We start from the raw sequence: 12,832 nt of genomic DNA on the forward strand, positions 1-12,832 counted from the left end.
GGCCCCGCCGCGCCGCGCCGCGCCGGGGTCAGTTCCCCTCCGGCGTCTCCAGCGAGTCGAGCCAGCCCAGCAGCCGGGCCCCCTCACGGGTCATCACGTCCGGGTCGCGCAGGGCGTTGGCCAGCAGCGACATGCCCTGGTAGCCGGCGACCAGGGTGAGGGCCAGGCCGTCCGGGTCGGACAGGCCCAGCTCACGGAACTGCCGCCCGGCCCAGTCGAGCAGCCGCCGGATCACTGCGCCGGCCTCCGCGTCGAGGACTCCGTCGGCCCGCTTGTCGAGTTCGGCGGCCAGGGTGCCGGTCGGGCAGCCGAACCGGGCGGCGATGTCGCGCTGCCCGATCCAGGCTTCGACCAGTGCCTTGAGGCGGTCCCGCGGGTCGGCGGCGCGCTCCAGCGCTTCGGTGAGTTCGTCCAGGTGGGCGCCGTGCTCGGTCAGCGCCGCCCGGACCAGCTCGTCCTTGGTCTTGAAGTAGTAGTAGACGTTCCCGACCGGGACGTCCGCCTCGCGCGCGATGTCGGCGAGGGTGGTGCGCTCGACGCCCTGTTCGTGGAGGACCCGGGCCGCGGCGGCCGCGAGCCGCCGACGCTTCTGCGACGCCTGGGCGCGCCGATTCACTGAGTCAGTCACCCGACTGACTATAGACAGCCTCCCGTGGGCGCGTGCTACGGTCTTTCTAAGTCAGTCAACTAACTCATACGGGAGGGGATCTCGATGATCACAGTGACGGGTGCCACCGGCAACATCGGCCGGACGCTGGTGGAGCTGCTGGCCGGAGCGGGCGAACAGGTGGTGGCCGTGTCCCGGCAGCCGCAGCCCGCCGCCCCCGCGACCGGCGTCCGCTGGGCGCGGGGCCACCTCGGCGACACCGCGGGCCTGCGGCCCGCCCTCGAAGGGTCCCGGGCGCTGTTCCTGCTGCTGGGCGGCGAGCTCAACACCCGGGGCGAGAGCCCGGAGGCCCTGCTGGACGCCGCCGCGGACGCCGGGGTCGAACGGATCGTCCTGGTCTCCTCACAGGTCAGCGCCACCCGCCCGGACTCGCCCTCGCACGCCCGGCTGCGGCAGTTCGAGGACGCCCTGGGCGCGTCCGGACGGGACGTCACCGTCCTGCGCCCCGGCGGCTTCGCCTCCAACGCCTTCGCCTGGGCCGAGACGGTCCGCACCGAGCGCACGGTCTTCGCCCCGTTCGGCGACGTGGCGCTGCCCGTCGTCGACCCGGCGGACATCGCGGCGGTCGCCGCAGCCGTCCTGCGCGAGGACGGGCACGCCGGCCGCACCTACGAGCTGACCGGCCCCGAGCCGATCAGCCCGCGCCGACAGGCCGCGGCCCTCGCCGAGGCACTGGGCGAGGAGGTCGCCTTCGTCGAGCTGTCCCGCGAGCAGGCCCACGCCCACCTGGCCCGGTTCATGCCGGAGCAGGTCATCCCCGGAACGCTGGACGTCCTCGGGCTCCCGCTCCCGGCCGAACTGACGATCAGCCCCGACGTGGCGGCGATCCTGGGCCGCCCGGCCGCACCCTTCGGCGCGTGGGCCGTTCGCAACCTGTCGGCGTTCCGGTAGGGGCCGCGGGGGTCCGACACCGCGCGGGGCCGGACCCCGCACCGGATCGGGCGGTGGCGGGGTTCACCGCCTCACCGTCCTCGCCCCCCCCGGGGCGGGCACCGACCGGAGCGCGGGAGCCGGCGGGGCGGGGACGGCGACGACGGCGGCCGCGACCGGGGCGACGCCGCAGCCGATCACCGGGACGACCCGGAAGCCGCTCTCCGACGGGAGGGTGTGACCGTCCAGGATGACGGTCAGCTGGGACAGCACCACACCGACGACAGCGGCGGACACCGAGGTGCCCAGCGAACGCGTCAGGGCGTTGAAGCTGTTCGCCGACGCCGGCGCGGACAGCGGGGCCGCGCCCGTGATCAGCGCGGGCATCGCGCCGCAGGCCGGGTCACACCGCCGCTGGAGACGATCCCGGCGATCAGCACGCCCCAGGTGGATCCCCCGTCAGCGGCAGTGCCGGCCCGTACCCGGCCGCAGCCTCAACCGGCAGACGGCGGCACCGAAGAGCGCGGGACTGCTGGAACCCATCCCGGATCCGGACGGCGGCATCGCCCGCACGTTCCGGCTGACGGCGGCGGGACAGCAACGGCTGGTCGACGAACGCGCGGCCCACGTCCGGGCCCTGGACCTCGTGATGGCCGACTGGCCGGAGGAGGACGTCGAGCGGTTCGCCGGGTACCTGCGCCGGTTCGACACCAGCATCGAGGACATCGCCGGGGCGGCCCTGGCCCCGGGGGTGACCCGGCCACGCGGCCCGAGACCTGCCGGGGTCTCGGACAGCCGACGTTCGGACCACCACGGTTCGGGCGAACCGGGTTCGGGCGAGCCGGGTTCGGGCGAGCCGGGTTCGGGCGAGCGGGGTTCGGGCGAGCCGGGTTCGAGCCGGGCGGGTTCGATCCGGGCGGGCGAAGCGTCAGTTGCGCTTGAAAGCCTCGACGGCGCCCTCGGCGACCTCGATCACGATCGAGTGCAGGCTCTCGATGCGCGAGACGATGGCCTCACGCGGGCCCTGACGCCAGATGTCACTGCCGTAGAAGGCGTCCTCCTGCGAACGGTGCTGCTCGACGGAGTCGAACGCCCGGATCAGGTAGGCCTCTTCGTGTCCGTCCTCGTCGACCAGTGAGGCCCCGTGGTCGACGACCCGGATGCCGGCCGCTTCGAGCAGCGGAACGGCCTCCTCGGCCATCACGCGGACGAAGTCGGCACGGGTGCCCGGCTTCAGGCGGTAGGTGCGGAGTTCGAGTATCACGCTGGTTCTCCCGGTGGTTGGCGCACAGTCGGCGCACCGCAGGCCGGGGGCGGATCCCCCGGCCGGGCGGAGAGCCTACGCGGGAAGCGGACAGGTGCGCAGGAGATCAGGAGCGGGCGTCACGGTTGCGCTTGTACTCGCGGAGGAGCGCGAGGAGGTTGATCAGCGTGCTGGCCGGAATGTTGCCGAGGTTGATGAGGCGCAGGCCGTGCAGATTGGTCTCCCCCGGGGCGGCGGAGGGCCAGAGGAGGCCGAACTCGCCCTTCGGTGCGGAGTTCGATGATCAGCTCGGAGAGCTGGCGGACCGTGAGGTGGAGCAGGGCCGGATCGGCGGGGTGGATGGGGTGGTGGGCGCTCACGCGGCACCGTCCAGCTGCAGCTCGAACCAGACGCTCTTGCCGAGGTGCTGGGGGTCGACGCCCCAGCGGTGGGTGAGGCCGGCGACGAGCTGGAGGCCCCGGCCCGACTCGGCCAGGACGGAAAGGGGTTGCTGCTCCGGGAGGCTCGGACTGCGGTCGGAGACCGTGACGCGGAGGGTGTCGGCGAGGAAGAGGATGAGGACGACCGGGGAGGTCGTCCCGCCGTGACGCCAGGCGTTGACGATGAGTTCGACCAGGGCGAGTTCGGCGTCCGCGATGGAGGCGGGCGGCCAGCCGGCGCGGGTCATGCCGTCGCGCAGGGCGTCGCGGGAGAGCGTGAGGGAGGGGGAGTTGAGGTTGCGCACAGGGGTCTCCCGGAAGGGGAAGGGGTGAGACCGGCGGATACGTCGCCGTGAACGAGCCCACTGGACATGGGTGTTCTTCGGTGCGAGGAAGCGTTACTGACGCCCGCATCGGTGATCGGTGCATCACCGAATGTAGAGCCCGGTGGTACATGTTGGGGTACTTCTACCCCGACCCTTCACTCGATCGGAGGATTGCTGGACCCCTCAAGGGATCGCGATGGATGCTTGGGGGCATGCCACCACGAACCACCCCGTCAGCCAGGCAGGAGCGAGTCGGCATCGAGCTGCGCAAGATGCGCGACTGCGCCGAACGCACGACCGCCCAAGCCGCCGCGCTGTTCGGATTCGCCCGAACGAAGATCACCCAGATCGAGAAGGGGCAGTACCCGATCAGCGCCGAGCGGGTCCGCATGCTCGCCTGCGACTACGCGGAGAGCGACCACGCTTTCGTGGAGGCCCTCGCGGCCATGGCCGAGGAACGCCACCGGGGTTGGTGGGAGGACTACCGGGGTTCCGTACCGATCGGCTTCCTCGACATTGCGGAGATGGAGCACTTCGCCGAGGGAATGCAGACCTACCAGGTATCGCATGTTCCGGGCGCGATGCAGACGGATGCCTACGCAAGAGCCATCTTCCGCGAGGTCTACCCGCCGCTGCCACCTCGGCTACTCGAAGCTCGCCTTGAACACCGTCTCCAGAGAACCGCACTGATGATGCGCCAAGGAGCCCGGCCGTACTCGGCACTGGTCCACGAAGCCGCCCTGCGCATGCTATTCGGCGGGCGTGACGCCACAAGGCAACAGCTGGACAAGCTGCTTGAGTTCTCCGAGCTACCGCACGTCACGCTCCGAGTAATCAGCTTCAACTCCGACGGATTCATCGGCGCAGGGCAAGGCGTGTTCTACGCGAAGGGGCCGGTACCCCGATTGGATACCGTCCAGCTCGATGCAGTCGGCGGACCAGCGTTCCTGCACGAGCAGAAGTACCTGGACAACTACCGCCACATGATCGACGTGATGGCCGAACGCTCTCTGACCGAGAGCCAGTCTCGGGACGTCATCCGGCTTATCAGGAAAGAGCTCTAGCCATGGAAACCCTTCACTGGAAGCGCCCCGAGGCTTGCGCGGACAGCAACGCTTGCCCCGAGATAGCCATGGGCCCCGGCGCCGTCTACGTCCGCAGCAGCCTTCTGCCCGAGGCCGTCGCCCAACTCACCCCCGCCGAATGGCGTGACCTCGTCTCCGCCATCCGCAACGGCGAGTTCGACGTCTGACCCACTCCCCCACCCACGGCCCGCCGGCTCTTCGGCGGGCCGTTTCGTTCTCTCCGGCGGGTCGGTCCGTCGCGCTACCTTGTTCCGCCTGCTACCTTGTGATGCATGGTACCTGGCATCACCAACCCGGACGGGCCCGCCGAGGCCCCCGACGGGCCCGTGGCGACCCAGCTGCGCAAGGGCGTGCTGGAGTACTGCGTACTGGCCCTGCTCAAGGACGGCCCGCGCTACGGCGTCGAACTGCTCCAGGAACTCGGCCGCTTCCCGATGCTGGCCACCAGCCAGGGGACGATCTACCCCCTGCTCTCCCGGCTGCGCCGAGCCGGGCTCGCCGAGACCTTCCTCCGCGACTCGGCCAGCGGACCGTCCCGCCGCTACTACACGCTCACCGACACCGGCCGCGAAGCGCTGCGGGAGTTCACCACCCTCTGGCCCGCCTTCCGCGAAACCGTCGACCACGTCCTCGACCCGGGAGAGAACCCGTGAACAACCCCATCGAGCACCCCCTGGTCCGCGCCCACCTCGACGCGGTCACCCGCTACACCGCCCCCCTGTCCGAGGAGCGCCGCCGCGAACTCCTCGCCGACCTGCGCGAACACGTCGAGGTCTCGCTCGCCGAGCACGACCCCGCCGACGAGGCCGCCGTCCGCCGCGTCCTGGAACAGCTCGGCACCCCCCGGCAGATCGCCGACGCCGCGCTCGCCGAGGACGGACTGACCCTTCCCGAGCCGGAGAGCGCCCGCCGGACCAACGTGACGCTGCTCCTCGCGGTGCTCCCCTTTCCGCTGCTCCTGCTCCCGGTCGCCGGGCCCGTGCTCGCGCTGGCGGCCGCCGTCACCGCCGCCGTCCGCGTCACCAGTTCCCGGATGTGGAGCCGCGAGCAGAAGAAGCAGGCCACCCTGCTCCTGCTCGCCCCCGTCCTGACCACGCCCTTGGCCGCCGCCGCCTTCGTCGCGACCTCCTCGGCGGGGCTGACCGCGGTCGACGTGCTCGCCGCGTGCGCCCTGGGTTTCAGCCCGGTCCTGCTCGCGGCGGCGCTGCTGGCCCGATCCGCCGCCCGCCTGCGCGGCGCCGCCACGGCCTGAGCCGGAGCCGCTCTGACGGCCCGAGGCGCGAGCCGCCCGCGCCCTCACCGGCGCCGGCGGTGCCTCAACTCGGCCAACCACTCCTGCACCTGCGCCTCGTCGTGCAGGTACGGCTCTCCGGGCCCGGTCCGCAGGTCGATGCCGTGCAGCAGGTTCAGTGCCCACAGGGACAGGTCGTCCCACTGGAGTCCGTCGTCGAGGAACCACCGCCCGGCCCAGCGGTCGGCCGCGTCCCTGCTCACCCGGCCGTCCGCGACGGCGGCGAACCACCACTCGATCTCGCCCAAGCCCGGTTGCACGTCGCTCCCCACGGTGGCGTCGCCCATGCCGTCCCCGCTCATCGACATCCCCCGGGGGCAGGGGCGGCGCTGCTCGCCGCCCGTTCCAGTACGGCGGTCAGGCCGCCGGCGGCGATGACGTCGGCGTAGAACTCGGCTTCCATCGCGCCAGTATGGCGATACGACCGACGCGGATCGAGAACGGCTTGATCGGATCGCTCCCGAACTCTCCGAGCGGAAGGCGGTTTTCCGCTGCGGAGGGCCTGGGTAGTGACGAAGGCGTTCGCACCCGCACCGTTCACGCATGCGGTGCTACCGAGCAACTTTGACGATCATTCACCGAAAGGCATTCCCATGGACCGGAACCTCCGGAACGCCCTCGCCGTCCTCGTGACCGCCGGCGCCCTCTGCGCCGCCGCCGCGCCCGTCGCCACCGCCGCCGAACAGGCCCGGCCGGTGGCCGGGGTGCAGGCGCAGGTCCGCAACCCGAAGACGGTCAAGGCCGACGCCTACAACCAGGCCCGCAGCATCCTCGCCAACGCGGGCAGCCAGACCGCCGCCAAGTCACACCCGATCCACGGCAAGAACGACGTCCCGGTCTCCTACGGCACCAGCCTGCTCGCCTCCGCCCGGGACGAGTTCCGCGCGGCCGACAAGAACCTGCCCGCGGGCCAGAAGAAGTCCGACATGTCGATCCCGCACTACAACGCCATCCACAACGCGGCGAAGGTCATGGGCATCGACCGCTGGTAGCCGCCCGGCCACCGGCACCCGGCTCCCCGCGCGGCGGTCGCGCCCCGCGGGGAGCCGGGTCTACCCCTTCGGGAATCCGAAGCCCAGTGCGCGGGTGAGGTCCAGCGCCAGGTCCTCTGCGAGCAGCTCACTCCCCTGCTCCAGCACGGCCAGCACCGCGACCTGGTCGGGCCGCAGCCCGGCGCCCTCCGCCCAGGCGGCCGCGCGGGGCGCGATCTCATCGGGCTCAGTGATCCACTTCTCGGGCAGCTCGCAGTCCAGGGCCATCTCCCGGGGGAAGGTGCTGTGCCAGCTCAGGCCACCCGACCCCCAGGGCTGCGCGAAGACGAAGTCGTTGTCGTGGACGTGCATCACGAGCACCGGGGCCCCGGTCTCGGCCACGATCCCGGTCGCCGTGTCGACCGGGCCGCCGGTCTGCAGGATCCGCCAGTCGCCGGCCCCGGCGCCTTCGGCCTCCCACTCGGGCAGCACCTCGTCCACCCGGACCGACGTCAGTTCGGTCAGCGACCGCGCAGAGCGCGCCACCACGAAGGCCCCGGAGAATCCCATGGCCGGTGACGATAGCGCCGCCCGCCGGCAACCCACCCCCAGCGCCCGCAGACGGGCAGACGGGCAGACGGGCAGACGGGCAGACGGGCAGACGGGCAGACGGGCACTGCCTAGCGGGGCGTGACCTCCGGCCCGCTCAGCCGGCCGTCGCCGTTGACGCTGTAGACCCTGGCCTCGTGCTCCGTGGTCACCGTGATCCGGTCCGGCCCGGACCACTCGGCCCTGCGGAAGCCGTCGCCCTCGTCCCAGGTGCCCAGGTCCCAGTGGCGGGCCGTCCAGCCACTACCGGTCAGCAGCTCCACCCGGTAGATCGGGTCGATGGAGAACGCCACGTCGGTGATGATCAGGACGTGCTCGGGGCGGCTCGGGTCGGGCTTGCGCTCGACCAGCCGGCCGTCACCGCCCAGGAAGTACGTGACGGCCCCGATCACCACCGTGACCACGATGAGCGGCGACAGGACGGCGGCGCAGCCGAGCTGCGCCCACCTCTCGCGGAACTCGAACCGGACCAGCATCGAGACCATGAGCATCACCGCTGCCGTCCCGAGCAGCAGGACGGGGTGGTTCAGCCAGCGCTCGACCTCCACCAGGCCACCCGAGCGGGAGGCCTGGTAGCCCGGCAGGTAGGCCAGGAACGCGACCAACGCGGCGCCCCTGAACCACCATTCGATCCGTCTGTGCCACGCAGCCGCCGCCATGTACTCCCCCTGGGTGAACTTTTGCCCGGACTTTACTACGGGCACGCCCCCGGGCCCGGCGCCGAACTCCCGCGGGCGGGCGGTCGACGACGAGCCCTACGGCCCGGGTGACGGGGGTTCCGTCACCCGGGCCGCGTCCACCGGCCGTACCCCCGTCACCGCCGGTGGAAGACGCTCCGCGACCAGAAGTAGCCGAGCAGCGTCAGACCGGTGCACCAGGCGAGGGCGCTCCACGCGCTGGTGCCGATCGCGGTGCCCATCAGCAGGCCGCGCAGGGTCTCGATGACGGGCGTGAAGGGCTGGTACTCGGCGAACCAGCGCAGGGCCGTCGGCATGGAGTCGGGCGGGACGATGGCGCTGCCGATGAAGGGCAGGAAGGTCAGCGGCAGCGGCGTGTTGCTGGCGCTCTCCGGCGTCTTCGAGACCAGCCCGATGCCTGCCGATATCCAGGTCAGCGCCAGCGTGACGAACAGCAGCAGCCCTGCGGCCGCGAGCCACTCCACCGGGCCCGCGTGCGACCGGAAGCCCATCGCGAAGGCCGCGCCCGTCACCAGCACCAGCGCGATCACGGTCTGGATCACACTGCCGATCACGTGGCCGGCGAGGAACGCCGACCGCGATATCGCCATCGTCCGGAACCGGTTGACGATCCCCTCGGTCATGTCGACGCAGACACCGACCGCCGTGGCGACGGACCCGGCCGTCGCCGTCATCAGCACGATCCCCGGCGTCACGTAGTCGATGTAACTACCGCCGCCGATGCCGAGCCCCAGCGCCCCGCCGAAGGCGTAGTTGAAGAGCGCCAGCATCATCACCGGCATCACCACGACCGAGAAGGTCATCGCCGGGTACCGCTGCGCGCGCTTGAGGTTGCGCCGCAGCATGGTCAGCGAGTCGCGGACCGCGTGGCTCATGGTCGCGTTCGTGGTCGCGTTCGTGGTCACGCTCGTGGTCGCGCTCATCGCACGCCCTCCCCGGTCAGAGTGAGGAACACGTCGTCCAGGTCGGCCGTCTCCACGACCAGCGACTCGGCCCGCACGGAGGCGTTGTCGAGCGCGTCGAGGACGGCCTTCACCGTGATGACGGAGTTGTCCCCCGGGATGTCCAGCCGCAGCGCCTCGGTGTCGACGGCGGCGTAGTCGAACAGGCCGGCGGCGGCACCCAGTTGGGCGGCGTCGGCGAACCGGAGCCGGATCCGCCCGCCGGGGACGATCCGCTTCAGCTCCTCGGCGGTGCCCTCGGCGACGATCCGGCCGCCGTCCAGGACGGCGATCCGGTCGGCGAGCTGGTCGGCCTCCTCCAGGTACTGGGTGGTGAGGAGGACCGTCACGCCCTGGTCGGCGACCAGGCCCCGGATGATCTCCCTCATGGTGCGGCGGCTGCGCGGATCCAGTCCGGTGGTCGGCTCGTCGAGGAAGATCACCTCCGGGTCGCCGACCAGCGTCATCGCCAGGTCGAGCTTGCGCCGCATGCCGCCGGAGAAGGTGGTGACGGGCGTGCGCGCGGCCCCGGCGAGGTCGAAGCGGTGCAGCAGTTCCTCGGCCCGCCTCCGCCCCTCCCGACGGCGGAGGTGGTTGAGGTCGGCCATCAGCAGCAGGTTCTCCTCGGCGGTGAGCAGGTTGTCCACCGCCGCGAACTGGCCGGTGACCCCGATCGCCTTCCGCACCCCGTCGGCCTCGCGGACCACGTCGTGGCCGGCCACCCGGGCCGTGCCGCCGTCCGCCGGGATCAGGGTGGAGAGGATCTGCACGGTGGTGGTCTTGCCGGCGCCGTTCGGCCCGAGCAGGGCGAACACGGTGCCGGCGGGGATCTGCAGGTCGATGCCCGCGAGCACCGACTTGTCGCCGTAGGACTTGGTGAGTCCGGTCGCCGAGATCGCGGTCATCAGGCCCTCCGGACGATGATGCTGCCGACCTGGGTGCTGCCGCGGACCTCGACGGTCTCCCGGGCGCCGCCCGGGCCGTCGGCCTCGCCGAGGGAGTTGCGGACGCCGCCGAACTTGCTGTGCACGTCGAGCCAGGCCGCCGTGCCCTCCGCGATGCCGACCTCCACGTCCCCGACACCGGTCCGCAGGGTGACCTTGCCCCGGACCACCCGGCCGACCCGGAGGTGGCCGTTGGCCGACTTGGCGTCCACGTCCGCCCCGGCGAGGCCGACGTGGATCCGGCCGTTGGAGGCGTTGGCGGTCAGCTCGCCGTGCACCTCGTCGATCTCGGTGTCGCCGTTGCTGTTCTTGACCGTCAGCGCACCGCCGACGGTGCCGATCTCGATCCGGCCGGAGCCGGACACCTCGGCGTCCCCCGCGACCGCGCCGAGCCGGATGTCGCCCATGTCGGTCTTGAGTCGCACGCTGTCGGCCCGGTCGACCTGGATCCGGCCCATGGAGGTCTTCAGCCGGCAGTCGCCGAGCGGACCCTCGGCGACGAAGTCCGCCATCGGGGAGTCGGCGTGCACCTGGGAGCCGGCCGGCAGCTCGACCAGGACCTCGATCGACCCCTTCTTACTGGAGAACACGGTGCGCTGCTTCGGCCCCTTGACGGTGAGCCGACCGCCGGAGAAGTCGACCTGGGTCAGCTCGGCGGCCTTGACGTCCGCCTCCCTCGCCGCGTTGGCGGGCCGCACCTCGACCACGGCGTCGGTGCGCTTGCCGGCGGTGATCCACAGTGCGCCGATCTCGAAGTCGAAGGCGGCGGAGATCGGTCCGTCGGTCTCGTACGTAGGCATGGCTGTCCCGTCCTCTTGGCTCGTGTGAGTGTTCCCGCTGGTCGGAGCGGGGGTGACGTCGAAGGTGCGAAGGCTGTGGAACGTTCGGGCTGTTACGGGTGGTACAGGTGGAGCGGGCCGTCGGTGGCGCGGGAGCGTCAGTGGACCCAGCCGGTGAAGCCCTGGCCGCCGACACTGCGCGGAGTGCGGGCGCCCGGGTCGGCGACCGGGAGGGCGACCGGACGGCCGCCCGCCTCCAGCGCGCCGGCGACGGCCCGGGCCAGCCAGGCGTTGAGGGAGAGACCTTCCTGCCCGGCGGCCTCCTCCGCCCGGATCTTGAGGTTGGCGGGCAGGCGCAGGTTGATCCGGGCCGTGCCGCTCTCGTCCGACTCCGGCACCACCGGAGCCACCGGTGGCACCACGACCGGGGCCGGTGGCACCACGGACGGCGCGTCCCCGTGGAAGCCGTCGGAGCCGGGCGGCGCGGTCACGACGAACTCCGGGTCGAGCCCGCGCAGGCGCACGTCCACCGAACCCGGGGCGAGGTCGCGGGTGACCTCGCCCATGGCGGCCGACAGCGCGTTGAGCAGCGTGAGCCGTACGGCCGACTCCAGCGGGAGCGTCAGCCGGTCGGCCAGCGCACGGGCTTCGTCCCCACCGGCGGCGGCGGCCACCGCGAGTTCGTTCCGGAGGTTTTCGACGTACGGCGTGAGGTCCATGGCTCAAGCATGGCACGGCAGTGGCGCCATGTCGAGGATCTATTGGCACCACTTTGGCGCCACCGATGGCGCCACCGTCGGCGCGCTCCGGCGCCGGAACGCGGACCGCCCCGCCGACCGGGGTCGACGGGGCGGTCCGAGAACGGGCGCGAGCGGGTGGCGTCAGGCCTTCCAGCCCGCCAGGTAGGCGTCGATCTCGCCGGACAGCCGCGCCTTGCCGGCCGGGTCCAGGAAGGAGGCCTCGACCGCGTTGCGGGCCAGCGCCGCCACCCCGGTCTCGTCCAGCCCCAGCAGCCGCGCCGCCACCGCGTACTCGGTGTTGAGGTCGGTGCCGAACATCGGCGGGTCGTCGCTGTTGATCGTGACCAGCAGCCCCGCGTCCACCATCTGCCTGATCGGGTGGTCCTCGATCCGCTCCACGGCCCGGGTGGCGATGTTGGAGGTCGGGCAGACCTCCAGCGGGATCCGGTGCTCGCCCAGGTGGTCGATCAGCGCCGGGTCCCTGACCGCCTGGGTGCCGTGCCCGATGCGCTCGGCGCCGAGTACCCGGATCGCGTCCCAGACCGTCTCCGGCCCGGTGGTCTCGCCCGCGTGCGGGACGCTGCGCAGGCCCGCCGCCCGCGCCCGGTCGAAGTACGGCTTGAACTGCGGGCGCGGCACACCGATCTCCGGGCCGCCCAGGCCGAAGCTGACCAGGCCCTCGGGGGCCAGCTCGGTGGCCAGCCGGGCGGTCACCTCGGCCGACTCCAGGCCGGCCTCGCCGGGGATGTCGAAGCACCAGCGCAGCACGACGCCGAGCTCCTTCTCGGCGCGCAGCCGGGCGTCCTCGATCGCCTCCATGAAGGCGACGTCCGGGATGCCGCGCTTGACCGAGGAGTACGGGGTGATGGTCAGCTCGGCGTACCGGATGTTCTGGCGCGCCATGTCCTCGGCCACCCCGTAGGTGAGCGCCCGGACGTCCTCGGCGTCCCGGACCAGGTCCACGACGCTCAGGTAGACGTCGATGAAGTGCGCGAAGTCGGTGAAGGTGAAGTACTCGGCGAGCGCGGCCGGGTCGGTCGGCACCTTGGACTGCCCGGCGTGCCGGGCGGCCAGTTCGGCGACCACGCGCGGCGAGGCCGAGCCGACGTGGTGGACGTGCAGTTCCGCCTTGGGCATCCCGGCGATGAACGCCTCGATGCCGCCGGTGCTACCGGTGCTTCCGGTGGGGTTTCCGATCCGACTTCCGTCCGGCTGGACCACGGTGGTT

18 protein-coding genes and 1 pseudogene are annotated in these 12,832 nt (G+C 72.0%); 7 read left to right on the plus strand and 12 right to left on the minus strand.

The genetic code is table 11. The features are described from left to right. Nucleotides 1-28: 28 nt before the first annotated feature. Nucleotides 29-628, minus strand: coding sequence for a TetR/AcrR family transcriptional regulator (locus AB0D10_RS08520; protein WP_360253290.1), 600 nt, complete (start codon nt 626-628; stop codon nt 29-31). An 84-nt stretch (nt 629-712) separates the two neighbouring features. Here AB0D10_RS08520 and AB0D10_RS08525 point away from each other — a divergent pair, with 84 nt between their 5' ends. After that, nucleotides 713-1,558 carry an NAD(P)H-binding protein gene (locus tag AB0D10_RS08525; protein ID WP_360253292.1) on the plus strand — a complete coding sequence of 282 codons (846 nt, stop codon included), beginning with the start codon at nt 713-715 and terminating at the stop codon, nt 1,556-1,558. Nucleotides 1,559-1,621: 63 nt separating this feature from the next. Here the strand turns inward: AB0D10_RS08525 and AB0D10_RS08530 are convergent, their stop codons facing one another. Beyond that, nucleotides 1,622-1,924, minus strand: a complete 303-nt coding sequence (locus AB0D10_RS08530; protein ID WP_360253561.1) for a hypothetical protein — start codon at nt 1,922-1,924, stop codon at nt 1,622-1,624. 103 nt (nt 1,925-2,027) lie between these two features. Here AB0D10_RS08530 and AB0D10_RS08535 point away from each other — a divergent pair. Then, nucleotides 2,028-2,292 (plus strand): annotated as a pseudogene (locus tag AB0D10_RS08535) (MarR family winged helix-turn-helix transcriptional regulator); the annotation flags it as partial. A 173-nt stretch (nt 2,293-2,465) separates the two neighbouring features. Here AB0D10_RS08535 and AB0D10_RS08540 read toward each other — a convergent pair. After that, on the minus strand, nt 2,466-2,801 hold the full coding sequence (locus tag AB0D10_RS08540; RefSeq protein ID WP_360253294.1) for an NIPSNAP family protein: 336 nt from the start codon (nt 2,799-2,801) through the stop codon (nt 2,466-2,468). Nucleotides 2,802-3,156: 355 nt separating this feature from the next. Next, nucleotides 3,157-3,525 (minus strand): ATP-binding protein, encoded by a 369-nt coding sequence (locus tag AB0D10_RS08545; RefSeq protein WP_360253296.1) that lies wholly within the window; start codon nt 3,523-3,525, stop codon nt 3,157-3,159. 233 nt (nt 3,526-3,758) lie between these two features. Between AB0D10_RS08545 and AB0D10_RS08550 the strand changes: the two genes are divergently transcribed. The 4 genes from AB0D10_RS08550 (at nt 3,759) to AB0D10_RS08565 (ending at nt 5,883) form a co-directional block, all read left to right on the plus strand. Beyond that, complete coding sequence (locus AB0D10_RS08550; protein ID WP_360253298.1) at nt 3,759-4,610, plus strand: helix-turn-helix transcriptional regulator; 852 nt, start codon at nt 3,759-3,761, stop codon at nt 4,608-4,610. A 2-nt stretch (nt 4,611-4,612) separates the two neighbouring features. Continuing rightward, nucleotides 4,613-4,798 (plus strand): DUF397 domain-containing protein, encoded by a 186-nt coding sequence (locus AB0D10_RS08555; protein ID WP_360253300.1) that lies wholly within the window; start codon nt 4,613-4,615, stop codon nt 4,796-4,798. Nucleotides 4,799-4,903: 105 nt separating this feature from the next. Beyond that, nucleotides 4,904-5,284, plus strand: coding sequence for a PadR family transcriptional regulator (locus AB0D10_RS08560; RefSeq protein ID WP_360253302.1), 381 nt, complete (start codon nt 4,904-4,906; stop codon nt 5,282-5,284). Then, nucleotides 5,281-5,883, plus strand: a complete 603-nt coding sequence (locus AB0D10_RS08565; RefSeq protein WP_360253304.1) for a hypothetical protein — start codon at nt 5,281-5,283, stop codon at nt 5,881-5,883. Before AB0D10_RS08560 ends, AB0D10_RS08565 begins: the two co-directional genes overlap by 4 nt. A gap of 44 nt (nt 5,884-5,927) precedes the next feature. Here the strand turns inward: AB0D10_RS08565 and AB0D10_RS08570 are convergent, their stop codons facing one another. Beyond that, a complete protein-coding gene (locus AB0D10_RS08570; RefSeq protein ID WP_360253306.1) occupies nt 5,928-6,209 on the minus strand; it encodes a hypothetical protein in 282 nt (93 codons plus the stop codon). A 306-nt stretch (nt 6,210-6,515) separates the two neighbouring features. On the opposite strand from AB0D10_RS08570, the gene AB0D10_RS08575 reads away from it, so the two are divergent. Beyond that, a complete protein-coding gene (locus AB0D10_RS08575; protein ID WP_360253308.1) occupies nt 6,516-6,914 on the plus strand; it encodes a hypothetical protein in 399 nt (132 codons plus the stop codon). Between the two features lie 60 nt (nt 6,915-6,974). Here AB0D10_RS08575 and AB0D10_RS08580 read toward each other — a convergent pair whose 3' ends face one another. From AB0D10_RS08580 to AB0D10_RS08610, 7 genes are all read right to left on the minus strand, one after another. Beyond that, complete coding sequence (locus tag AB0D10_RS08580) at nt 6,975-7,463, minus strand: hypothetical protein (RefSeq protein WP_360253310.1); 489 nt, start codon at nt 7,461-7,463, stop codon at nt 6,975-6,977. 110 nt (nt 7,464-7,573) lie between these two features. After that, entirely contained in the window at nt 7,574-8,107 is a 534-nt protein-coding gene (locus tag AB0D10_RS08585; protein WP_360253312.1) for a hypothetical protein, read from the minus strand. Nucleotides 8,108-8,316: 209 nt separating this feature from the next. Then, the gene (locus AB0D10_RS08590) at nt 8,317-9,123 is read right to left on the minus strand and encodes an ABC transporter permease (RefSeq protein ID WP_360253314.1); all 807 of its coding nucleotides are present in this window, start codon (nt 9,121-9,123) and stop codon (nt 8,317-8,319) included. Continuing rightward, the gene (locus AB0D10_RS08595; protein WP_360253316.1) at nt 9,120-10,046 is read right to left on the minus strand and encodes an ATP-binding cassette domain-containing protein; all 927 of its coding nucleotides are present in this window, start codon (nt 10,044-10,046) and stop codon (nt 9,120-9,122) included. The genes AB0D10_RS08590 and AB0D10_RS08595 overlap by 4 nt, the downstream gene beginning before the upstream one ends. Further along, nucleotides 10,046-10,885 (minus strand): DUF4097 family beta strand repeat-containing protein, encoded by an 840-nt coding sequence (locus AB0D10_RS08600; protein WP_360253318.1) that lies wholly within the window; start codon nt 10,883-10,885, stop codon nt 10,046-10,048. Before AB0D10_RS08600 ends, AB0D10_RS08595 begins: the two co-directional genes overlap by 1 nt. A 137-nt stretch (nt 10,886-11,022) precedes the next feature. Next, complete coding sequence (locus AB0D10_RS08605) at nt 11,023-11,583, minus strand: toxin-antitoxin system HicB family antitoxin (RefSeq protein ID WP_360253320.1); 561 nt, start codon at nt 11,581-11,583, stop codon at nt 11,023-11,025. A gap of 162 nt (nt 11,584-11,745) precedes the next feature. Further along, on the minus strand, nt 11,746-12,762 hold the full coding sequence (locus AB0D10_RS08610; RefSeq protein WP_360253541.1) for an adenosine deaminase: 1,017 nt from the start codon (nt 12,760-12,762) through the stop codon (nt 11,746-11,748). Nucleotides 12,763-12,832: the final 70 nt, after the last annotated feature.

The organism is Kitasatospora sp. NPDC048545, from assembly GCF_040651155.1.
Classification (GTDB): domain Bacteria; phylum Actinomycetota; class Actinomycetes; order Streptomycetales; family Streptomycetaceae; genus Kitasatospora.

Coding starts and splice junctions, on each gene's coding strand:
- AB0D10_RS08525 (WP_360253292.1), top strand. CDS start 713: ATGATCACAGTGACGGGTGCCACCGGCAACATCGGCCGGACGCTGGTG.
- AB0D10_RS08530 (WP_360253561.1), bottom strand. CDS start 1,924: ATGCCCGCGCTGATCACGGGCGCGGCCCCGCTGTCCGCGCCGGCGTCG.
- AB0D10_RS08550 (WP_360253298.1), top strand. CDS start 3,759: ATGCCACCACGAACCACCCCGTCAGCCAGGCAGGAGCGAGTCGGCATC.
- AB0D10_RS08555 (WP_360253300.1), top strand. CDS start 4,613: ATGGAAACCCTTCACTGGAAGCGCCCCGAGGCTTGCGCGGACAGCAAC.
- AB0D10_RS08560 (WP_360253302.1), top strand. CDS start 4,904: ATGGTACCTGGCATCACCAACCCGGACGGGCCCGCCGAGGCCCCCGAC.
- AB0D10_RS08570 (WP_360253306.1), bottom strand. CDS start 6,209: ATGGGCGACGCCACCGTGGGGAGCGACGTGCAACCGGGCTTGGGCGAG.
- AB0D10_RS08575 (WP_360253308.1), top strand. CDS start 6,516: ATGGACCGGAACCTCCGGAACGCCCTCGCCGTCCTCGTGACCGCCGGC.
- AB0D10_RS08580 (WP_360253310.1), bottom strand. CDS start 7,463: ATGGGATTCTCCGGGGCCTTCGTGGTGGCGCGCTCTGCGCGGTCGCTG.
- AB0D10_RS08590 (WP_360253314.1), bottom strand. CDS start 9,123: ATGAGCGCGACCACGAGCGTGACCACGAACGCGACCACGAACGCGACC.
- AB0D10_RS08595 (WP_360253316.1), bottom strand. CDS start 10,046: ATGACCGCGATCTCGGCGACCGGACTCACCAAGTCCTACGGCGACAAG.
- AB0D10_RS08600 (WP_360253318.1), bottom strand. CDS start 10,885: ATGCCTACGTACGAGACCGACGGACCGATCTCCGCCGCCTTCGACTTC.
- AB0D10_RS08605 (WP_360253320.1), bottom strand. CDS start 11,583: ATGGACCTCACGCCGTACGTCGAAAACCTCCGGAACGAACTCGCGGTG.